The sequence below is a fragment of the Paenibacillus sp. MY03 genome (assembly GCF_002165585.1).
GTDB lineage: Bacteria > Bacillota > Bacilli > Paenibacillales > Paenibacillaceae > Pristimantibacillus > Pristimantibacillus agaridevorans.
This window is the reverse complement of the sequence record NZ_MXQD01000011.1, coordinates 138,506-160,894: the sequence shown is the minus strand read 5'-3', so window position 1 is coordinate 160,894 and position 22,389 is coordinate 138,506. Positions and strand designations below refer to the sequence as shown.

Genomic DNA, 22,389 nt, shown 5'->3' with positions numbered 1-22,389 from the left:
ATGGCATACAGCCCAACGGATAAGCGATCCTTATAATGGAGATAAGCGGATTGGGAATTTAATGGAGGAGGGATACGGATGATCGCCCTGAAAGATATCGGGAAATTCGAGCAACTGCCGGAAATCGCGATGCACATTTACAAAGGAGAGATACCCGCTCTACAGGCTGCCATTACGGCTGGCTGGAATATCGAAGAGGGTATCGCCCTTAGCAAACACACGACGCTGAGCCCGCTCGATCTGGCGCTTGTATCGCAGAAATTTGAGGTCGTAAAGCTGCTGGTGGAACATGGCGTCAACTTGAATGTCCATCATAACCCGGCTTTCCTGCGAGCCGTTCGTTACGGCAAGGAGGACGTCGTTCGTTACCTTGCGGCGCACGGTGCCAGGATGGACAAGCCCAATCACACGGGGTCGGGCGCTTATTCGCAGGCTTACTATGGCAACAAAAGCCATATTCCGCTTATTCATGAGCTGGGATTGGATATTCGGGCGCATGGCGGTCCCGTCTTGCGTCAAGCCGTGTCGGACCATGATTATAAGACGCTAACGTACCTGCTCGACCAGGGCGTGGACATCAATTACAACAAAGCGGATATGGTCTATCCTTATCAAGCGACTCCGCTAACCGTGGCCGCGCGCATGGGAGCGATGGACATGGTCAAGTTTCTGGTGGAGCGAGGCGCGGACGTCACGATAGCGGAGAAAGACGGCGAGAGGCCGTATACGATCGCGGTCAGCAATAAGCAGGCAGCCATGGCCGACTATTTGAAATCGCTGGAGCCCGCTGATTTCCATAATGCCGCTAACAAGAAGCTGGCGCTTAAAACGTATAAACTAACAGGCGAGCTGGTCGACTTTCTTACAGGGGACAAGCTACGCCTGGAGCTGGCGTCAAACGACTATGACATTCGGTATATCGACTTTTTTGCATGGATCGATACGATCGAGATGAAGGTCGGCAGGCAAAAGCTGCTGCGACTATCGGCCGACATCGACAATTACTCCGACCTGCAGCTGGTATGGAACCCGAAGAACAAGGTTCTGGGCTGTTATGACGTGGAGCACAAGACTTACGCGGATCTGTGCAGCTTCTCCGACTTCCTCGCCAAGCCCGAGGATTACCTCATCAGGTTTATGGAGGGATCTATATAGACCCGGCTGGTCGGACTTAACAAACCTTCTACCCTATTCGTAGGCCTCCAAGCCGGTGAGCACCTTTAACGGAGGGGAAATCAATAAAAAGAAAAGAACCTGATCGTTTGATCAGGTTCTTTTTATTGTACATAAACAAGGCACGATGATATAATCAAATTACAATCACTTTAGAAATGTGCAAAGGAATGGCATCGTATACTCTAAATATACCATGCCGGCAAACTCTTGTCAAATGTTTTTTCTAAATTTAATGGTTAGGAGAGATGTTGATTGAGTTCTTTGGTTCTCGGTTTTCAGGAAATGGAGAAAACGCAGCTTTCGCACGTTGGAGGAAAAGGGTTAAATTTAAGGGAATTATCTAAAATTCAAGGAATACAAGTGCCTGAAGGGTTTTGTGTTACGACAGAAGCTTATCAAAAAGCCATCAAACAAAATGAAACGTTGCAATCCTTGTTGGATCAACTATCACGGCTAAATGCAGGAGATCGAGATCTAATTGCTGAGATCAGCAGGAAGATTAGACAAATCATTATGGAAGCAGAAATTCCTTCCGATGTTGTGAAAGCTGTTGCTCACTATCACACCCAGTATGGCGATAAACATGCTTATGCCGTGCGTTCTAGCGCGACGGCCGAAGATTTACCGCATGCCTCGTTTGCTGGTCAACACGACACGTATTTAAATATTGTCGGAGTAGAAGCCATATTGGAACATTTACGCAAATGTTGGGCTTCCCTATTTACGGATCGTGCGGTAATTTACCGGATGCAAAACGGATTTGACCACAGTCAAGTTTATTTATCCGTTATCGTACAAAGGATGGTTCTGCCACAGGCTTCAGGTATTTTATTTACAGCTGATCCGATTACTTCTAACCGTAAGTTGCTATCGATCGATGCCGGTTTTGGTCTTGGAGAAGCACTGGTCTCCGGCTTGGTATCTGCCGATTGTTATAAAGTAAAGGAAGAAGTAATCGTCGATAAGATGATAGCAACCAAGAAATTGGCTATCTATGGACTAAAAGACGGAGGAACAGAAACCCGGCAGATCAATCCCAATCAGCAAAAGATACAAACACTTACTGATCGGCAGATTTTGCAACTGGCACGTATAGGAAGACAGATCGAAGCTTACTTTGGCGGCCCGCAAGATATCGAATGGTGTTTGGTTGATGATACATTTTATATTGTCCAGAGTCGTCCAATCACTACTTTGTACCCGATCCCTGAAGCGAATGATCAAGAAAATCACGTTTATGTATCTGTCGGACATCAACAAATGATGACCGAGCCCATGAAACCATTGGGGCTGTCTTTTTTCCTCCTGACGACTCCTGCCCCTATGCGTAAAGCTGGAGGAAGATTGTTTGTTGATGTAACAAATCAATTGTCTTCATCTGAAAGCGAAATTTATTTAAACACCTTGGGGAAATCCGATCCACTCATAAAAGATGCACTGATGACCATTGTAGAGCGTGGAGACTTTATAAAGGCATTATCAAACGATAAAAAAGAAATAAGTTCCAAGAAAAGCAATAATGGTATGGCGTCTTCAGGTAATCAAGCAAAAATCGAACACGATCCGACAATCGTTTCTGATTTGATTAAGAGTAGTCAATCATCAATAGAAGAGTTAAAACATAACATCCAAACGAAATCAGGATCAGATTTATTTGATTTTATTCTAGAAGATATCCAGCAATTAACGAAGATTTTATTTGACCCCAAAGGTTTGGGCGTGATTATAGCCGCTATGGATGCTTCAACATGGATCAATGAAAAAATGAACAAGTGGTTAGGTGAAAAAAACGTAGCAGACACGCTGTCTCAATCTGTACCCAACAATATTACTTCGGAAATGGGTCTGGAGTTGTTGGATGTTGCAGATGTGATTCGTCCTTTTCCAGAAGTCATTCATTATTTACAGCATGTAAAAGATGATAGCTTTTTGGATGAATTGGTTAAGTTTGAGGGTGGACGGGAAACCCAAGAGACCATAATGGCTTATCTCAACAAATATGGCATGAGATGTGCTGGTGAAATCGATATCACTAAAACTCGTTGGTGTGAAAAACCAACTACTCTTATTCCCATGATTCTCAATCACATAAAAGAATCTGAGTCCGGTTCAGGCAATCGGAAATTTGAACAAGGGCGACTGGAAGCTCTGAAAAAAGAACAAGAGATATTAGATCGATTGAAACAACTCCAAGATGGTGAACAAAAAGCCAAAGAAACAAAACAAATGATCGACCTCATTCGGAATTTCATTGGTTATCGTGAATATCCAAAATACGGCATGGTGAATCGCTACTTCGTTTATAAGCAGGCTTTATTGAAAGCAGCCGATCAACTCGTACAAGCGGGAGTTCTTCATGATAAAGAAGACATATACTATCTCGCTTTTGAAGAACTTCGCGAAGTTGTACGCACAAATAAATTGGATTACCAGATCATCAGCAAACGTAAAGACGAGTATAAATTATATGAAAAACTAACTCCCCCGCGTGTTATCACCTCTGACGGTGAAATCATTATGGGTAAGTACAACCGAGAAAATCTCCCGGACGAAGCGATTGTAGGCTTGCCCGTTTCATCCGGAGTGATAGAGGGACGAGCGCGTGTTATCTTAAATATGGAAGAAGCGGATCTGGAAGATGGAGATATATTAGTTACCTCCTTTACAGACCCTGGCTGGACACCATTATTTGTATCCATAAAAGGACTTGTCACCGAAGTTGGTGGACTGATGACCCATGGAGCAGTGATCGCACGTGAATATGGCTTACCAGCTGTTGTCGGAGTGGATCATGCCACCAAATTGATACAGGATGGACAACGAATTCGCGTGCATGGAACAGAAGGATATATAGAAATATTGTAGTGCGACGGCGAAAAATGTGAGTGGCAAAGGGAATAAGAAGATGAGTAAACCTGTAATGAACGTAGCATTGGTATGCGGACCTGATTGCGATATGGAAGTCCAAGCAATCCGAAGCACCTTGGAATATTTCGGGGCAAGAGTATTTGCTTATTGGATTGGCAGACCGAATGATCTGATTGATATCTTATCCGGTAAGGACCTATATCCGAATACGGATATGATCGTTCTTTGCTTCCATGGCGATGAAGGCCGATTAATCATGCCGGAACTGGACGAAAGTGTCTATGAAACCGGAGAACCCAAGGGTGACTTTGGACCGGAGGAGATCAGACGTTTTGCCAATCTGGCGGAGAAAACAGTAATCGGCAACGGATGCTCATTGGGCGAACGAGAGACTGCACAAGCATTTCTCGACAGTGGTTGCGAAGTCTATATCGGACCAGATGATTATCCAGACGGAAATGACGCGCTCATGTTTGTTCTGAGGTTTTTCTACGACCTCATTCAGAACAAACGAAGCGTCAAGGAAGCTTTCCAAAACGCCAAGTCTCTGGACACGGGTATGGATATGTATCAGTTATATGAAAAAGAGCAGCAGTCTATCGGTTGAAGCAAGAATACAAGTCATTTCATGAATTCAGGGCATTCCATATCGGGGTGCCCTGATTTATTGCCTGCAATAAGAACTGGAACGAAAATGACGGTTAGCTTCTGGTAGCTCCCTTTTTTATCTATCTAGCAGGCGCTGAGTTCCCACAGGCGGGTCATCGCCCTTTATCTGGCTTGCGTCATGTTCAACCGTCCAAAATCCACTAGGGAAACGCCCGATTCCATGATAAAGTAAGGGTCTATAAAGAGCGCTAATGCGAAGCAGCTTATGCTCGAGAGAAATGTAAATGCTTACAATAGGAAGCACGAACAATCTTCATCAAGAGCTCGAAGGGGGACACGGGGCTATGAACGGCAAGGCAATGCCCGGCATGCGCGGCGTATTTCTGCAATTTATTATCCATTACCTTATCCTGCTGGCGGTGACCTCCTGCATCGGCGGCTATGTGTACAGCCGTTCCTTCGACAAGGAGAAGCGCGACGTCATCGAATCGGGCATTGATCGGCTGGAGCAGAGCATGGCGCTGCTGGACGTGCGGCTGAACGAGGTGCGAAGCGTCAGTACACAGATCGCGCTCGATGCCAAGCTGAGCCGGTTGATCGGCTCCAAGCTGCCGTATAGCGGCGAAGACTACTACGCGATGAAGGAGATCTCGGAGCGTCTGGCGACGTACAAGCTCAGCAATCGACTGATCCGCGAGGTCATCGTCTATCTGGATGAGGGGACATTCATCTCCTCGGTGCATACGACGGCCAGCGCGGAGGATTTCTACGGCAAGGTGATCTCAATCGGCGGCCTGTCCTATGACGACTGGCGAGAGCAACTGCTGCGGGATTATCAGTATGCCGCCTACTTCCCTGAGTCCGGTCTCGTCCTCGGCGGGCGGGAGTATCGCGTCGTCTCCTATGTTCAAACCGTGCCGATTGGTGCCTTGAACACCTACAAGGGGGCGGTATTGGTGCTGCTCGATGCGCGCGAGCTGTCGGCCCTGCTAGCGGGAGCGGTCGACCCGGGCAAAGGGGCGGTGCAGGTCGTAGCGGCGGACGGCACGGTCGTAACCGGCTTCGGCCAAGAGAACTTGCGCAGCGAGCCGGCGGCGCTGCCGGCATCGGACCGAGGCTATGCCGAGCGCGTCGAGGGCGGCGCACGTCTGCTGGATCTGCATGCTCGCTCAAGTGCCAACGGGTGGACCTACATGGCGACAATGCCACGATCGGTCATCTCCGATCAGTTGGCCCCTGTGCGTAATCTGTATCTGTCGACGATGCTCGTCACCCTGCTCGTCGGGCTTGCGATCGCGATCCTCCTCTCGTATCGCAGCAGCCGCCCTGTGCACCGCATCATGCGCAAGCTGGTCGCAGGCTTCGGCGAGCAAGCCACGGTCCCGGACCGATCCGTCTCTGCCTGGCGTTATCTGGACGGTACGATCGGCGACCTGCTCGCGAACCGAGAGGCGCTGCGGCGCGACCTCGACCGGCAGGCGGAGATCGCCCGGGCAACCTTCCTGGAGAGATTGCTGCGCGGCGGCTTCTCCAAGGAGAGCGAGGTCGAGACGGTCCGCGCCCATATGGGCCTTGACTTGGCGGGCGAGGCTTTCCATGTGGTGGCTGCCGAGGTGCGCAGCTTCGAGCCTGAGCAGCCGCTGACGGCGGACATGATCCGGCAGCTCGAGCTGGCGCGGGTGCTGTTGCAGGAGATCAGCGAGTCGGAGCTGCCTTACAGCATGGGGATTTATCCACTCGATGAGCGGCGGACAGTGCTGCTGATCGGACTGACGACAGGACAGCCGGCCACCTTTCGTGACCGGCTCGAGGCAGCAGGCGCGGTCATCTCCGCCCGACTGGAGGAGGCGCTCGGTCTGGAGCTGGCGCTCGGCGTCGGCAATGCGTGCGACCGGCTCATCCGCATTCGCAACTCGTTTGACGAGGCGCTGGAGGCGCTGGAGCAGGCGGCGGACGGAGAGAGCATCTATTATGCCGACTTGCGCCAGAAGCGGCAGGACTTCTACTATCCTACCGACATGGAGATGCGCTTAATCCATCTAGTGAAGGCCGGCGATGCCGCCGAGGTGCAGGCGATCCTGGAGGAGCTGCGTCAACGCAACACGGACATAGTCCGAGTATCGCGGAAGATGACGACGCAGCTCGCCTATCTGTTGAAGGGGACGGGCGCGAAGCTGCGCAAGTCGATCGAGATGGACAAAGAGACGGCTGCTAGGCTTGAGTGTCAGCTGGAGACGCTGGTCGAGCACCGGTCGGCAGCGGCCTTGCTGGATCAGGGGACGGCATTGTTTCTGGAGCTGACCGAGCTGGCCCGCTCGCGCCGGAGCGGGCAGAAGGATCACTGGCAGGAGAAGATTATCACGCTCATGGCGGCCCGCTACCAGGAGGACGATCTGTCGCTGACCCGCGTCGCCGAGGAGCTAGGCATCAAGGAGAAGTACGTCTCGCAGCTGTTCAAGGAGCAGCTAGGCGAGAGCTTCACCCAGCATCTGGAGCGGCTGCGCATGGACGAAGCAAGGGCGCTGCTGGGCGATCCCGAGGTGCCGGTGCAGGACATCTCCAGGCTGTGCGGATACGCCACGCCCAATACATTTTACAAGGCGTTCAAGCGATATTATGGCGTTAGCCCCACGGTCTATCGCCAGCAGTCGACGACGGGCGGCAGCGCCGACCAACGGCAATGAGTTACTACCCAAGTTTAGAGGGACGAATATGGAACAAGCTGCTGTCATGCCATGAACTAAACGGGATACGATTCGTTAAGAACCGCCTTTTTGCCAAGGCGGTTTTCTTGTAATTAAATATCTAATATTGAGGGCGGCCGTTTTGAATAACCTGCCCGGCTTAAGGAGGCCCTCCAACTGGGGGCGAAACAAGCAGAGATTCTCCGCGCCCGTCCATCGGTCGCATCGGAAAATGCGGCCCGCCCGTCCCTTCCGCAAATTCAACCTGTCGACGCAGATTCCACCTCGCCGAACCGCCTTCGGTCACGCCCATCCGGCAATCTTCCACTATCCCGCAGCGCCGCTGCCATGGTAACGTTCAGTCAGTCCCATCGATTGTAATCAGTTCCACATGACAAAGTTGCAATCGGTTACACATAGCAAAGGAGTTTTGCCCATGCACACAAAACGCGAACAAGCACTGGCGCCGTGGAAAACGCCGCGACAGCGCTGGATGGGCGGCTGGCGCAAGGAAGCCCGCATCAACTACCAACTGTATCTGATGATCCTGCCGCCGCTGATCTGGCTAATTCTCTTTATGTACGTGCCGATGTACGGCGTGCAGATCGCCTTCAAGGATTTCCGCGCCGTCGACGGCATCACCGGCAGCGCTTGGGCGGGACTGAAGTATTTCGAGAAGTTCTTCACCAGCTATGATGCGATGCAGATCATCCTTAATACCTTTGAGGTGTGCTTCTACACGCTGCTCGCCGGCTTCCCGCTGTTCGTGCTGCTGGCGCTGCTGCTCAACAATACGAGACGCACACGTTTCCGTCGCTGGGTGCAGATGTCGACCTTCGCTCCCTACTTTATCTCGGTGACGGTCGTCGTCGGCATGCTCATACAGTTCCTGTCGGTGCAGGACTACGGCGTAATCAACAACGTCATCCGGATGCTCGGCGGCGATCCGGTCATGTTCATAACCAAGCCCGAATGGTTCAGTACGATCTACGCCTGGTCGAACATCTGGCAGGGCGCAGGCTTTAATGCGATCATCTACATCGCCGCGCTCGCCGGCATCGACCAGGAGCTGTACGAGGCCGCCGTCGTCGACGGGGCGTCGCGGTTCCGCCGGATGCTGCACATCGACCTGCCGGGCATCATGCCGACGGTCGTCATTACCTTCATCCTGGCGGTCGGCCAGGTGATGAATCTGGGCTTCTTCGACAAGATCTTCCTCATGCAGAATCCGCTCAATCTCGAGCGCTCCGAGGTGATCTCAACCTATGTGTACAAGATGGGGATGGCGTCGTCGCTGCCCAACTACTCGTACGCCGCCGCGATCGGCCTCTTCAATACGCTGATCAATCTGGCGCTGCTGCTGATCGCCAACCGTCTGGCACGCAAGTTCAGTCAATCCAGTCTCTGGTAGGAGGTACCTCATATGAAATCACTAGACACAAGGGGCGACCGGCTGTTCATGACGGCAGTCGACGCGCTCCTGCTGGTGGCGCTCGCAGTTACGCTGTTCCCGATCCTGTATATCGTCAGCGCCTCGTTCAGTACGCCTTCGGCGGTCACCTCGGGCAAGGTGTGGCTGTGGCCGGTCGATGTCAGCGTCTCGGGCTACAAGGCGGTGTTCGGCTATGGCGGCATCTGGCTCGGCTTCGCCAATACGCTCTACTATACTGTGGTCGGCACGCTGATCAGTCTGACGCTCACCGTCCTGGCAGCGTATCCGCTATCGCGCCCGGACTTCCGGGCCGGGACGCCGCTTATGATGCTGTTCACCTTTACGATGTTCTTCAGCGGCGGCCTAATCCCGACCTACCTGCTCGTGAATCAGCTCGGCCTGTACGACAGCCGGATGGCCGTCATCCTGCCGTCGGCGCTCGCCGTCTACAATCTGATCATCACCCGCACCTTCTTCCAGAGTGGCATCCCGCGCGAGCTGCTGGAGGCGGCCAAGCTGGACGGCTGCAGCGACTTTGCCTTCCTGCTGCGGATTGCGCTGCCACTGTCGGGGGCGATCCTCGCCGTGAACGGTCTGTTCTACGCGATCGGCTACTGGAACAACATCCAGAGCGCGCTCATCTATCTGAAGTCCAACGACATGATGCCGTTGCAGATGATCCTGCGCGCCATCCTCATCCAGAACCAGGTCGATCCGAGCCTGATGGCCAACGTCGATACGAAGGCGATGGCCGAGCGCGCCAATCTGCGCGAACAGCTAAAGTACGCGCTCATCGTCGTCTCTAGCTTGCCGGTCATCTTGCTCTATCCCTTCGTGCAGCGGTACTTCGTCCGCGGCATCATGATCGGATCGATCAAGGGATAGCGAGCTGGCTGGAGGTGAAGGCTTGAAGGAGGTGAGTCGGGGCGTTTAATGCGCAAAGGTACGTATCCAGGAGAGTGGAACGATTTTGGCAAGACATGATCGATTAGAGAGCAACACCGCAAGCACTAACAACTTTTGGAGGGGTATACACATGAGAAAACGTTACCGCATCGCAATCGCGCTGCTGATCGCCGGCATCCTGCTGCTGTCCGCTTGCAGCAACAACACGAACGGTGACACGCCTGCCGGGGAAGGCGTCGCGTCGGGCGGCGAGACCTCGGCGGTCGGCACCGCTGCCAATCTGACCGAGCCAGGCACCTTCCCGATCGTCAAGGAGACAGAGACGCTGCGCGTCTGGGCGAGCCCGCCGAGTTGGGTCGGCAATCTGGAGGACAACTGGTTCACCAAGTACTTCGAGGAGAAAACCAACATCAAGATCGAGTGGGTCCGCGCCAACATGGAGGACTATCGCGACAAGCTCAACCTGATGCTGGCCAGCCAGACGGATATGCCGGATGTCATCCTATCCTGGGGCATCGGCAACGCCCAGCAGATCGCCTATGGCTCGCAGGGACTGTTCCTGCCGCTCAATGAGCTGATCGAGAAGTACGGCTCCGCCACCCAGCAGGTGCTGGCTTACAATCCGATCATCGAGAGCGCGATCACCGCGCCGGACGGCAACATCTACGGTTTGCCGGCGATCAACGAGTGCTACCACTGCACGTACAGCCACAAGATGTGGATCAACCAGCAATGGCTCGACGAGCTGGGATTGGAGCTGCCCAAGACAACCGAGGAATTCTATCAGGTGCTGAAGGCGTTCAAGGAAAAGGATCCGAACGGCAACGGCAAGGCTGACGAGATCCCGCTGACACGCGGCTCGTGGCAGGGCGGCATCGATTTCTTCCTGATGAATGCATTCATCTACAATGAGGCGGGCAACCGTCTGATGCTCCAGGACGACCAGGTAGTCCAGGCGGCGATCCAGCCAGAGTGGCGCGAGGGGCTGCGTTATCTGAACCGTCTCTATGCGGAAGGGCTGATCGATCCCGAGTTCATGCTGCAGGATGACAACAAGGTGAAGGTGCTGACCGGACTGTCGCCGCAGGAGAATCGGGTCGGAGCCGTAGCCTCCGGGGCAATGGCCTTCGTCGACTGGAGTGAGGACAACAAGGTCAAGGAGCAATTCGTGGCGCTGCCGCCGCTGACAGGGAAAGAAGGCGTCGCGTATGCCAAGCAGTATGCGTTCGGCTTGGGCTCAGGCAACTTCGTCGTCACCAAGGAAGCCAAAAATCCGGCCTTGGCGCTCCGGTTCGCCGATGCGATCTATCAGCTCTTCATCGATGGCGACTACAATCTGTACGGCGAGGAAGGCGACGTCTGGGTGAAGGCCAGGGAGGGCGAGGTTGGACTGGACGGCCAACCGGCCAAGTACAATGTGCTCAAAAGCGGCGAGCAGCCGAACAACTTCACCTGGGGTAATGGCCTGAACACGTTCATGACAGCCGACTGGCGCAATACCCAGGTCGTGACACCCGGCACCTGGAACCATGAGAAGATCCTCTATGACGAGACGAAGGACAAATATGTCGGCAAAGGGCCGCAGCAGCAAATGCCGGGCAGCTTCATGATGCCGGAGGCGGAAGCAACCGAGTGGGAAGAGCTGAATAATGCGGTCATCAAATACCTCGACGAGAGCGTCGACAAGTTCGTCACCGGCAATCTCGATCTCGACAAGGACTGGGACACCTACTTGTCCAACCTGGAGAAGATCGGCTACAATCGGCTGGCTGAGCTGACGCAATCGGCGTATGACCGGCAATACAAAGGCAAATAGAAAGCGGGGACGATCAGCATGACTACGACGAATGAGCGGGAAGCGTGGCGCAGCATCGACGAGAGGCCGCTGCCCGCCTGGTACGATGACGCGAAGTTCGGCATCTTCATCCACTGGGGTCTCTACTCGGTCCCGGCCTGGGGACCGAAGCGCGACACAGTGAACACCTCCGGCGAGGCATATGCCGAGTGGTACGGCAGCGCGGTGCGCCAGCCGGGAAGCCAATATAAGGAGTTCCACAAGCGGGTGTTCGGCGACCGCACGCGTTATGAGGACTTCGTTGCCGGCTTTGGAGCGGAGTTGTACGATCCGGAGGCGTGGGCGGCGCTGTTCCGCGATGCGGGCGCGCGATATGTCGTCCTCACCGCCAAGCATCACGACGCCTACTGTCTGTGGCCGAGTCCGCATCGGTGGAACTGGAACAGCGTCGACGTCGGTCCCGGACGCGACCTCTACGGCGAGCTGGACCGGGCGGTGCGGGCGCAGGGGCTGCGGATGGGGGCGTACTATTCGCTGCTGGAATGGTTCAATCCGCTCTATCTCGCCGACCCGGCCGCCTATGCCCGGACGCAGATGGTGCCGCAGATGCGGCAGCTGGTCGAGGCTTATGCCCCGTCGGTGCTGTTCACCGACGGGGAGTGGGAGCATCACAGCGAGGTATGGGACAGCCGGACGTTCCTCGACTGGCTATATAACGCCTCGCCGGTAGGAGAGGAGATCGTCGTCAACGACCGGTGGGGCAAAGAGACGCGTGGCCGCCATGGCGGCTACTACACGACCGAATACGGCGAGGTCGGATACGGGCCGGACGGAGTGGCGCTGCCCATCAAGCTGGAACGCAAGTGGGAGGAGAACCGTGGCATCGGTACCTCCTTCGGCTACAATCGCAACGAGACGCTGCGCGACTACCTGGGCGAGCGGGAGCTGATCCATCTGCTCGTCGACACCGTCAGCCGGGGCGGCAATCTGCTCTTGAACGTCGGACCGACAGCGGACGGCCGCATTCCGGTCATCATGGAGGAGCGTCTGCGGCAGCTGGGAGACTGGCTGCGCGTCAACGGTGAGGCGATCTACGGCACGCGCAGATGGCGGACGCACGGCGAGGGCGAGATGGTCCGCTACACATCGTCCGACGATATGCTCTACGTCCATTGTCTCCGCTGGCCGGGTTGCGAGCTGACGCTCAGCGCGGAGGGGCTGCCGGGGGCAGCCGAGGCGCGGCTGCTCGGCTGGGACGGTCCGCCGCTCGACTATCGCGCAGACGGCGCCCGCCGCATCATCGCGCTGCCGGAGCTGGACGGCTCCGGCGACGATCTGCCATGCCGGCATGTGCCGGTCATCGCGCTGAGGTATGACCGCGAGAGCCCATAGTCCATCCCCGCGCGCGCAGGGAGCAGCGCGCGGGATGCTTGATCGGGAAGACAAGCAAGCTTCTGATGACCGATTCGCCACGATGACGAGGGAGGAACAGAGGATGAGCTGCAGAGGGAGAGGCAAGATTGGCATGAACGCAGGCTCGGCCTGGGGGAGCGAGAATGTAATGGAGGGAACAGTGTTGCAGATAGATGGAGACGTGCTTCCGAGTCAGGCGGGCTCATTCGCCAGTCGCTGGACGTCGCTGCGGACAGGCTCGGTGATGGGGCATGATCCGTATCGCACGGTGTGGCCTCGGGCACAAGTGCTGACGAAGCCAGGGGCTTGGCTGCAGGGCGGCCTGCTGGCGTTGCTTTGTGCATGGCTGCTGCTGGCGGCAGCATCCAGCGCCGAGGCGGCGGTGCTACCGCGGGCGGCGGAGGAGCCGTCCCAGACGATCCATTATATCGATATGGAGAGCAGCGCCTACGAGCTGAGCGATCTGATGATGATCGAGTCTCTGCAAGGGCTGGTGAACCGGGAGGAGCCGCGCATCTGGGTGCTCAAGAACCCGCTTCATCTCTTCGATGCCCAGCCGGGCTTCTCGGCCAACTCGGTCATGGTCCAGCGCGACTTCTGGTTCGATCAGCTGGGCGGGTATACCAAGCAGCCGTATACCGACCCGTATGCGCTGGTGGCGGCATTCGCCGATGAGCTGGCCGGGGCGGTGCTCTATGACGAGGATGTGCTGGACCCGGCAGGCGCCGGCAACAGCGGCACTTATTATTATTACACGGGCGACAACTCGGCGTATGCGGAGCCCAACAAGAGCTTCCAGCCGTCCGACACTCGCGTCGCCAACCTCAACGTGACGGCGATGCTGAGCGCCCGTCATCACGCGGTTGCACTGACCGTAGCGCAGCTGCAGAAGCTGGAGGACGACTACAATGTCACGCTGCCGGTACTCGCCGACAGCAGCGCGCTCGGGCTGGATTCGTGGGAGGAGGCGTACGACTATGCGCTGACCGAACTGGCGCCCTACATGCGGACCGATATCCTGGCGGCCAATCCGAACTACAGCCTCGCCATGTTCGACTACCTCATCGCCAATCGCATCTTCACCTTCCATCTGAAGGGCGACCCGCAGGCCGGCAACGGCTTGACCGCGAGCGAGAAGGGCTTGCTCGATGATCTCGTCGAGCTGGCTCCCGGCGTCGCGCCGATCATCGGCACCTGGGGCGGCAGCACCGACGAGGATGCTTTCGGCCGTTATCTGAATGGCAAGGGCAAGTACGTGCTGGTCGCCAGCGAGAGCTTCAATATGAGCTGGACGAGCGGCCTGCCGATGGTGCGGCCCGCCGCATCGGAGACAGTGCGCAGCCTTGTATTCGATCCGACCAAGGTGTATATCAGCTTCACGGAGACGGACGGCGACACGCTGCTGTTTCCGCATCTGAAGTTCCCGACCTGGCTCGCGCTGGCTGATCGCGAGGACTATCCGATCGCCTGGGAACTGACGCCGCTCTTGGCGGAGATCGATCCGCTGGCGACCGCTTATTACGACGCGCAGCGGGGGGCCAACAGCTACGTGACGCCGGTTACCGGCGTCGGCTACATCAAGTATCCGATGCCCGATCAGTACAAGGACGACTACTTTGCGCTGACGGACGACTATATGGATTATATGCGCCAGCGGACGCTACGTACGATGCTTTATGACCGCTTCGACGCCTCGGTGTATACGGCGATTCCGAGCGTAGAGGGCGTCTTCGCCGGGTACGGCGGACTTGATCCGGAGCGGCCTGCGGTCGCGGACAATCGCGAGACGCATTTCCGCTACATGGGCAAGCCGGTGTTTATCAACTACTCGTTTTTCGACGGCGTCGATATCGCCGCTTACAGCGGCACGGGACCGGCCTTCTTCAACGTCGGGGCCCAATACATCAACACCGAGCTGCTCACCGACTATATCGACAGCCTGCCTGCACGCTTCGTCGTCGTCACGCCGGGTGAGATGGTCGATCTGTACCAGCAGTATGCCGAGTCGGTGTTCGAGGATATCACCGAGGCGGGCTTCCGGGCGAGCTTCACACATAATGAGAGCGGCTTTCTCCATGCCGATGGCGGCAGCTACATCGCCGGCGGCGATCATCGGGTAGCGGACGGAGCTCAGAGCTGGGTGTACCGGTTCAACCTGGACGATGCCGAGACGACGCTGGAGCTCGCGCTCGACATCGCCAACAACTACGTCGTCGAAGCCTCCGTCGACGAGAGCACATGGACCATCGTGGCGCAAGCCCCCGCCGACGTCCATGACGCCAGCAACCGGGAGACGCTCGCCCTGGACCTCAGCAGCTATTTGACGGGCAACCCGACCAACACCGTCTATGTGCGCTTCCGCGATGGCTCGCCGACCGACGGCTGGGGCCCAAGCCTGTATAGCGTCAGCGTCAACGGCGGCATCGTCGAGGGAGTGCCGCCGCACGACGTGCTGACGTCGGGGCGGATGCTGCGGGATGGCGATTTTCTCGTCTCCCCGTCGGGCACGTATTGCCTGACGCTGCAGACTGACGGCAATCTCGTGTTGTACAGCGGGCCGAACCCGGCGGCCAACACCGGCGTCGTCTGGCAATCCGGCGTCACCGGCACGAGCGGCGATTACTTCGCGATGATGCAGACCGATGGCAATCTCGTCGTCTATCGGGGCACCGGCCCTTCGGATAACCAGGGCTATCTCTGGTCGAGCGGCACCAACGGCTCGTCATCGGCGCATCTGGTCATCAAGGACGACGGCAAGATTTACATTTATGAGGGCGACGCTCCGGCTAGCGTGGGCAGTCTGCTCTGGTCGCGGCCGTAGCCGCCATCGAATATGAGGTGAAAAAAGATGTTTGACCGCAAGAATGCGTTTTTTGGCCTGCATTTCGACCTGCATCCCGAGGCGGAGGATCACGCGTTGGGTGCCGATATCGAGCCGTACGCCGTAGCCGAGCTGCTGCGGCGCATCCGGCCCGACTTCGTCCACTACGACTGTAAGGGCCACCCCGGCTATGCCGGGTACGAGACGGCTGTCGGCACGCCATCGCCCGGCATCGTCCGCGATGCGCTGGCGATCTGGCGGGAGGAGACGCGCAAGCAAGGGATCGGACTCGGGGTGCACTACTCCGGCATCGTCGATCACCTCGCTGTTCGGCAGCGGCCGGAGTGGGCGGTGACGCATCCCGACGGTCGGCGTGATGGAGAGGCGACGAGCCTGTTCGGCGGCTACGCCGACGGGCTGCTCGTCCCGCAGCTCGTCGAGATCGCCGAGAGCTATGACGTCGACAGCGTCTGGCTGGACGGAGAATGCTGGGGGGCCAAGCTCGACTATGGCCCGCAAGCGATGGCGGCGTGGACGGCCGAAACCGGATGGGCGGATGCTCCTGTCGATCGCAGCGACAGCCGCTGGGGCGCTTGGAAGAGCTTCCACCGCGCCCGCTTCGAGACGTATCTGCGTCACTGGACGACGAGGCTCGGCGAGCTGAAGCCCGGCGTCCAGCGGGCGAGCAACTGGGCGTTCTCGACGATGAGTCCGGTACCGGTGTCGGCTCCGGTCGACTACCTCTCAGGCGACTTCGACCCGATGCTCTCCGCCGATCGCGCCCGTACCGAGGCGCGTTATCTGTCCCAGATCGGCATGCCGTGGGAGCTGCAGTCATGGGGCTTCGACAACGCGGACGGCCAGGAGGAGCTGCTGAAGTCAGCGGCGCAGCTGCAGCAGGAGGCGGGCGTCGTGCTGATGCATGGCGGCGGGTACATGCTCTACTATCTGCCGACCCGCTCCGGCTACATCGCCGAGGAGATCGTCGATACCGCCGCCGAGATCGCCGCCTACTGCCGGGAGCGCCAGCAGCTCTCGCATCGCAGCGTGTCCGTGCCGCAGATCGCGCTGCTGCACTCCGCCGAGAGCCAGTTCGACATCTCCGATCGAGTGTACACCTGGTGGGACACGCCGCTCGTCGAGCTTGAGGGGGCGCTGCATGCGCTGCTGGAGTCGCACTACTCGGTCGATGTGCTGACGGAGTATATGCTGATGGAGCGGCTGGACGAATATCCGCTGCTCGTCATCCCGGATGCGCCGGTGCTGAGCAAGCCGTTCCGCCTGCGCGTGTTGTGCTATGTCGAGGGCGGTGGCCAGCTGCTGCTGCTCGGAGAGCGCTGCGCCCGGCTGTTCGGCGAAGCGCTCGGCGTCCGGCTCGTCGGCGAGCCGCAGCAGCTGCGGGCCCAACTCGTCTCGGGTGCGGGCAAGATCGGCTGCCCCGGTGTCTGGCAGCCGATTGAGCCGAGCGGCGCAGAGGTGCTGTCGATCCGCTATCACGGCGAGGGCGTGCAGGCGCGCAGCGCCTACCTCGACGTGCGGGCGGACGGCGTATCCGAGGGACATCGACAACTGCGCCAGGAGGGCGCGGCGGCGACGTTGCACCGGTATGGCAAGGGACAGATCGCCGCCGTCTACGGGCCGATCGCCTCGCGCTACTATTACAGCCATCATCCCTTCATGCGACGCTACATCCGCGATCTGGTCGAGCGGCTGTTCCCGGACCCGGCGGTGACGACCGATGCGCCGGCCCATGTCGACCTCGCGCTGCGCCACGCCGCCGACGGGACCCTGTGCGTGCACCTGTTGAACCTGGCGCAGATGCCGGTGTCGAACCGTCGCGGCTTCCCTGAGACGGTGCCGCCGACCGGTCCGATCAGGCTGTCCGTCGCGGTCGCCGAGCGGCCGCAGGCGGTCACATGGGAGCCGGCGGGCGCGGCGCTGGCCTGGCGTTGGCAGGATGGCCGGCTCGAGACGACGGTACCGTCGCTCGATATCCACGGCATCCTCGTCATCCGCGAGGCGATCACGGGAGAGACCACCCCTTCCGCGTTACAGCCGGATGTAGCAGCCTCGGCCGAGGCAGCGACAAAGGAGCGCTGAGACGGGACTCTGCTAATACACATGCAACATGAAGACGCCTTTGCAGCCGCTATGGAGCGGGCCGCAAAGGCGTCTTTCGACGCCGTGTATAAATAATCGACGCCCAACTCCCTATTGGAGGCGAGCGTCGATATTGTGTGAGCAAAGGATGCATAAGGTTGCATTATTATAATATGTTCCATGTGACTATTCTGCAGATGCATTACGTATCCGACTTGACATGGGGCCCGAAAAATCACAAATTGGCTTTTGAGACAGCCCCTTCTTTTGATCAAGCTAACTTATAACGGTAATAAAACCGCCGCTTTACCTGCGTGCCCAGCTATTCCTCAATACTCCCCTTTGATCACGAAAAACGATCCGCGAATCGTGCCGGCCAGCTTCGACTTCTGCCGGGCGAACTTAAACTTACCTTCTAACTCCTGAGGCACGTCCATTCCCTCGGAAAGCTTAAATCCAACCGCCCGTTTCTTGGGATCATCGATCGTATACAAGACGTTGACGCCCAGACCGTCCTCGTAGAAGACGAAGGACCACCGAATGTTCTCCACTTGGAAGCTCGATGTTTCTAGCGGCTTGGCCGCGAATTCGATGCCGCGTTCTTCCTTAAGAATCCGGTTCACGTATGCCAGCGTCTCCGGGCTTTCGGCAGCCGGCGTAACGGTGAATTCATGTTTGTATTTGTTCATGAAGTAGCGGGCTTCGTTCGCGCGTAGACCGGCAAGCGCTTCTTGCACGGGCGAAGATTCCAGGCCAACCGTAGACACTTCTTTGAAATCCACAACGTAGGACATGTCCATTCCTCCAGTATTCGGGTTTATTTCCTGACGACGGGAATCCACACTTCGCCGTATACCAAGCCGTCCCGCTGTCCCATCTCGACGGTTGCGTTCGGCCCGCCCACATAGGCGAAGTCCTTGGCTTCCGGCAGCACTTGACCGAAGGCGATTCCGGTAAGCTGGTTGCTCAGAGCGTCGGCCGTCTCGGCTTCTCCCTGGACAACGAGATATTCGCCTTTAGGGAATTGAATGACCCGAGTGGCATCCGGCAATGTAGTATCCGTCATTACGCCTGCGTAATACATCATTTTTTGGTTGACGGCTTCGTTGACGGCGAAGATGAAGTCGTTGGCTGCCACTGCTTTTAGCGCGTCAAGCCGTCCGTCTTGTTTGACCGCTTGCCAGAAGTCCAGCTTTTCCTTGTTGATGCCGACATAGTCGGTATAATCGCTCTTCAGATCCGTTCCCATACCCAATACGGTAAAGCCTTCTTTTTCCTCAAGCGTGTAGTTTGCCATGTTTTCATCCATCCTTTTTTTATGAAATGGTTTTGCTTTTCCCCTGCTGAGTTTATAATAACTTTTAATCATGTCAAAAAGTGACACTGTTTAGGAGGCCGCGATGAAAAAAGTGGAGCGGATCAATATCATCATGCGGTATATCAACAACCGCGCTTCCTTTACCATTTCCGAAATCATGCGGGAATTTAACATCTCGCGCTCGACGGCCATTCGGGACATCAGGGAAATCGAGGCCATGGGGATGCCGCTTGTCGCCGAAGTGGGTAGGGACGGGGGTTATTTCGTCATGAACAATTCGGTCCTGCCGACCGTTCGTTTTACCGATAACGAGATCAAAGCGTTGTTTATCGCCTTTATGGCGACAAGGAATCAGCAGCTCCCTTACCTCAAGAGTCGTCAGTCCTTGGCGGAGAAGTTATTGGGACTCATTTCGCAGAATCAGCAGGATGATCTTGTGCTGTTAAATCAGATCCTGCTGTTCGAAGGGACCAACCCGAATAATCCGGATCTGCTTGAGATGTCGGACCTGCCCCATCCCATTCTGGAGAAGTTGATCGGCATCCTTCTTGCGGACAACTACTTGTGGATCACGATCCGGGAAGGCAACGACACGAAGTCGTATCCCGTCTATCTCTTGCACTTATATCGCGAAAAAAGCCTCTGGCTGATCGAAGGCTTCGACTTGGCGGAAGAAAAGAGAGTCGTCTTTTCCGTCGATCATCTCATCGATGTAGAACCCTATCCCGTGAGTAAGCGGCTGAGCCGGAAAAAGATACGGGAGAAGCTAAGCCAGCGGGAGGAAGCCATTAACCTTGTTTTGGAGCTCGGTCCCAAGGCGATTGCCCAGTTCAAAAAATACCATCCGCTAACGGTGTCCCTGTCCTATACCGATCCCTTCCAAACGAGAGCCATGTTGAAAACTTCCGTTAACGTTAACGATTCGGAGGCGTTGGCCGACGTCGCCAACTGGCTGCTTTTTCTGGGCAAGGATATCAAGATCAGGGAGCTGCCCAAGGAAATGGCGGAAGCGCTGCGAGAACGATTGGACCTATACGGTTTATAAGGGACTAGGGATAAGGGATAATATTCCCTGCAGAAACGAAATAAACGCAGCCTGCCGGCTGCGTTTATTTGTTGTACAGAAAATGATGAAACTCTAAGACTTGTGGATGGCCAAAAACCTAAAATATCGAAGTGCGATATGCAATAACATACTCCGATTGCAAACTGTCCAACGATAGCTCATAGCGATGATCGCCGATCGCGCAAAATGTACCTGCTTCGCAGGTCGGTTCAATTACACTTGTCAGTCGCAGCACCGCCGGACGGTTTCCAGTACGAATTCGCAGCGATGTTTCATCCATGTATATCGAAACCTCGTCATCTTCGGCAGTCGGAACGGTTCCTTTAAACCATGACAACCCTCCAAGCGTTGGTTCGATGAGCACCTTAGCATATCCGGCATCAAGCGGACGCACGCCCATAAAATATTTGCCCAGCAAATAAATCGGACCGGCTCCCCAGGCATGACACAAGCTTTTGGCAAATGGACGGCCGGATGACTCGTATTGCGCCGCGCCTTCCAACTCTGGATCGTACTTTTCCCAGAATGTAGTAGCACCGAGATCGAGCATGCCTCCCCAATAACTTTTCATCTCAGACAGCACATATGCTTGTTCTCCCACCTCGCATAAAGCAGCAAGCTCAAAGAAACGCATATATGGAGTTACAATACTTGGCACCGCATCATTTTTCAGTACATGTCTCGCCACCAATTCCCTCTGCTGCTCATCCAGCATATCCAGCAATATGGCGAACATATTGGAATACCGGGTCATGCCGCCTTGCAGCACGCCATTGACCCGGTTGTGGAGCAGCCCGCCGTGCTCTTCATCCCAGAACGTCTCAAACAACTGCTTTTTCAGCGATGCCGCTTCCCTGGATAACTCTTGTGCTCGTGTATCGTCTTTAAGCAGCGCCGCCAATTGTGCAGATACTTCCAAGCTACGGCAGTACAGAACCTGCTGAAAACTCAATTCGCCTTGTTTATCGATATTCGCCCAGTCGACAAAGACCCAATCCCCCGGCTGGCCTTCAACCATTCCGTTGGCATTTGCCCTTCCCCGGCAAAAATCGAGTAATCCCAGCAACTTTTTGTACATCCTGCGGACAAATTCCAAATCGCCCGTGTACCAGTAATGATCATAAAGCGCGATAATCCAGAAAAAAGAATAGTCCAAAATCGTATTCAAATGCGTATCGAGCGGATCCTTGCCGCGCAGAGCTATTGTAGTCCGCCGATTGACTGCTTCGTCGAAAAAGGAATAATAGTTGATCAAATAGCTCTGATACGCATCGCCCGACCATACCCAGCGATCCCGCTTAATGCCATCAAGAAAAAATTCCCTTGTCGTCAAATGCATTGTATAAGTGGAAATACTCCATATTTCATTGATGCGCTCATTCGAACAGCGGAATTGCCCACGGTATTGTACGGGCAAATATTCATATAGAAGCGAGACATCTCGCACCTGGATCCCCACGTCAGCCACTATGCGCACATAGCGCAATGCCCGGGATGCATGATGGGTGTACTCCAGCGGAGCATCAGACGCAACTTCGATGCAATCCAGCGTCTCGCAATGCGCCTCGGACAACGCTTCCTCTCGCGACTCGCCATAATACAGCATCACTTTGCCGACACCTGAAAGGCCATGCAGTTGAATATAGCCAAAGGTTTCCTTTCCAAAATCAATAAGCTGCGAACCATCCGGCAACTGCTCCTCGCCAATATAGCTCTGCTTGAACGTAGCAAGGCGATAAGCAGACGGCGGTTCGGTCGCCTTATTGAAATGCCACGAGCCGGGTGAAACCCACTGCCAATTCGTATGCGAGACGTTCCAGCGGGGATCGCTCGCTACCGATCTGCCCTGAACAAATAAAGCCGGCAAGCCCCCTTCATTGACGACCGATATAATCAGGTTGTGCTCGCCTGCCGGCAGTACGATGCGTCCGCTTGTCGGCGGCACCATTAGGCCGTCGATCATGACATTGTAGCGCCCTTCTGCCGCAATGCTTATTTCTTCCGACTCTGCAATCGTGTAAATATGCTGGAACTTCAAAGAAACATAAGGCGAATCAAGTCGGTAAAATGGCGGATAAATACTGCCCCGCTCTTCCCGGCGCAAGCATACTTCGCGATGCAGCCAAATTTCGAAATCGCCGGGATACCAAATCCAGGTTGCAGTCTGTTTCTCCGTCGTCAACAATTGCAATGCTCCTTTG

14 protein-coding genes are annotated in these 22,389 nt (G+C 55.9%); 11 read left to right on the top strand and 3 right to left on the bottom strand.

Features of this window, described 5'->3' with window-relative positions; translation table 11 throughout:
* Positions 1-78 precede the first annotated feature (78 nt).
* The 10 genes from B1748_RS13280 (at position 79) to B1748_RS13235 (ending at position 17,804) form a co-directional block, all read left to right on the top strand.
* On the top strand, positions 79-1,155 hold the full coding sequence (locus B1748_RS13280; RefSeq protein WP_087568402.1) for an ankyrin repeat domain-containing protein: 1,077 nt from the start codon (positions 79-81) through the stop codon (positions 1,153-1,155).
* A gap of 273 nt (positions 1,156-1,428) precedes the next feature.
* Positions 1,429-4,041 (top strand): phosphoenolpyruvate synthase, encoded by a 2,613-nt coding sequence (gene ppsA / locus B1748_RS13275; protein WP_087568401.1) that lies wholly within the window; start codon positions 1,429-1,431, stop codon positions 4,039-4,041.
* Positions 4,042-4,081: 40 nt separating this feature from the next.
* On the top strand, positions 4,082-4,651 hold the full coding sequence (locus B1748_RS13270; protein ID WP_087568400.1) for a delta-aminolevulinic acid dehydratase: 570 nt from the start codon (positions 4,082-4,084) through the stop codon (positions 4,649-4,651).
* A 346-nt stretch (positions 4,652-4,997) separates the two neighbouring features.
* Positions 4,998-7,337 (top strand): AraC family transcriptional regulator, encoded by a 2,340-nt coding sequence (locus B1748_RS13265; protein WP_179215568.1) that lies wholly within the window; start codon positions 4,998-5,000, stop codon positions 7,335-7,337.
* 436 nt (positions 7,338-7,773) lie between these two features.
* On the top strand, positions 7,774-8,748 hold the full coding sequence (locus B1748_RS13260; RefSeq protein ID WP_087568398.1) for an ABC transporter permease: 975 nt from the start codon (positions 7,774-7,776) through the stop codon (positions 8,746-8,748).
* Positions 8,749-8,760: 12 nt separating this feature from the next.
* Positions 8,761-9,654 (top strand): carbohydrate ABC transporter permease, encoded by an 894-nt coding sequence (locus B1748_RS13255; protein ID WP_087568397.1) that lies wholly within the window; start codon positions 8,761-8,763, stop codon positions 9,652-9,654.
* 151 nt (positions 9,655-9,805) lie between these two features.
* A complete protein-coding gene (locus tag B1748_RS13250) occupies positions 9,806-11,491 on the top strand; it encodes an extracellular solute-binding protein (RefSeq protein WP_087568396.1) in 1,686 nt (561 codons plus the stop codon).
* 18 nt (positions 11,492-11,509) lie between these two features.
* The gene (locus B1748_RS13245; RefSeq protein WP_087568395.1) at positions 11,510-12,862 is read left to right on the top strand and encodes an alpha-L-fucosidase; all 1,353 of its coding nucleotides are present in this window, start codon (positions 11,510-11,512) and stop codon (positions 12,860-12,862) included.
* Positions 12,863-13,031: 169 nt separating this feature from the next.
* Positions 13,032-15,704, top strand: coding sequence for a GxGYxYP domain-containing protein (locus tag B1748_RS13240; protein ID WP_179215567.1), 2,673 nt, complete (start codon positions 13,032-13,034; stop codon positions 15,702-15,704).
* Between the two features lie 27 nt (positions 15,705-15,731).
* Positions 15,732-17,804: an alpha-amylase family protein gene (locus B1748_RS13235; protein ID WP_087568393.1), complete on the top strand. Its 2,073-nt coding sequence runs from the start codon at positions 15,732-15,734 to the stop codon at positions 17,802-17,804.
* A 329-nt stretch (positions 17,805-18,133) separates the two neighbouring features.
* Here B1748_RS13235 and B1748_RS13230 read toward each other — a convergent pair whose 3' ends face one another.
* Together B1748_RS13230 and B1748_RS13225 are read right to left on the bottom strand one after the other, a co-directional pair.
* Entirely contained in the window at positions 18,134-18,598 is a 465-nt protein-coding gene (locus B1748_RS13230; RefSeq protein ID WP_087568392.1) for a phage tail protein, read from the bottom strand.
* A 23-nt stretch (positions 18,599-18,621) separates the two neighbouring features.
* On the bottom strand, positions 18,622-19,101 hold the full coding sequence (locus B1748_RS13225; protein ID WP_087568391.1) for a GyrI-like domain-containing protein: 480 nt from the start codon (positions 19,099-19,101) through the stop codon (positions 18,622-18,624).
* 103 nt (positions 19,102-19,204) lie between these two features.
* Between B1748_RS13225 and B1748_RS13220 the strand changes: the two genes are divergently transcribed.
* Positions 19,205-20,167, top strand: coding sequence for a helix-turn-helix transcriptional regulator (locus B1748_RS13220; RefSeq protein ID WP_087568390.1), 963 nt, complete (start codon positions 19,205-19,207; stop codon positions 20,165-20,167).
* A gap of 118 nt (positions 20,168-20,285) precedes the next feature.
* On the opposite strand, the gene B1748_RS13215 is transcribed toward B1748_RS13220, so the two are convergent.
* Positions 20,286-22,370 (bottom strand): alpha-L-rhamnosidase-related protein, encoded by a 2,085-nt coding sequence (locus tag B1748_RS13215; RefSeq protein ID WP_143810293.1) that lies wholly within the window; start codon positions 22,368-22,370, stop codon positions 20,286-20,288.
* Positions 22,371-22,389: the final 19 nt, after the last annotated feature.

What these genes read in the sequence shown, in the direction of transcription:
- B1748_RS13245 (WP_087568395.1), top strand. Translation starts at nt 11,510, where the DNA reads ATGACTACGACGAATGAGCGGGAAGCGTGGCGCAGCATCGACGAGAGG.
- B1748_RS13220 (WP_087568390.1), top strand. Translation starts at nt 19,205, where the DNA reads ATGAAAAAAGTGGAGCGGATCAATATCATCATGCGGTATATCAACAAC.
- B1748_RS13280 (WP_087568402.1), top strand. Translation starts at nt 79, where the DNA reads ATGATCGCCCTGAAAGATATCGGGAAATTCGAGCAACTGCCGGAAATC.
- B1748_RS13230 (WP_087568392.1), bottom strand. Translation starts at nt 18,598, where the DNA reads ATGTCCTACGTTGTGGATTTCAAAGAAGTGTCTACGGTTGGCCTGGAA.
- B1748_RS13265 (WP_179215568.1), top strand. Translation starts at nt 4,998, where the DNA reads ATGAACGGCAAGGCAATGCCCGGCATGCGCGGCGTATTTCTGCAATTT.
- B1748_RS13270 (WP_087568400.1), top strand. Translation starts at nt 4,082, where the DNA reads ATGAGTAAACCTGTAATGAACGTAGCATTGGTATGCGGACCTGATTGC.
- B1748_RS13260 (WP_087568398.1), top strand. Translation starts at nt 7,774, where the DNA reads ATGCACACAAAACGCGAACAAGCACTGGCGCCGTGGAAAACGCCGCGA.
- B1748_RS13225 (WP_087568391.1), bottom strand. Translation starts at nt 19,101, where the DNA reads ATGGCAAACTACACGCTTGAGGAAAAAGAAGGCTTTACCGTATTGGGT.
- B1748_RS13250 (WP_087568396.1), top strand. Translation starts at nt 9,806, where the DNA reads ATGAGAAAACGTTACCGCATCGCAATCGCGCTGCTGATCGCCGGCATC.
- B1748_RS13235 (WP_087568393.1), top strand. Translation starts at nt 15,732, where the DNA reads ATGTTTGACCGCAAGAATGCGTTTTTTGGCCTGCATTTCGACCTGCAT.
- B1748_RS13240 (WP_179215567.1), top strand. Translation starts at nt 13,032, where the DNA reads ATGGAGGGAACAGTGTTGCAGATAGATGGAGACGTGCTTCCGAGTCAG.
- B1748_RS13255 (WP_087568397.1), top strand. Translation starts at nt 8,761, where the DNA reads ATGAAATCACTAGACACAAGGGGCGACCGGCTGTTCATGACGGCAGTC.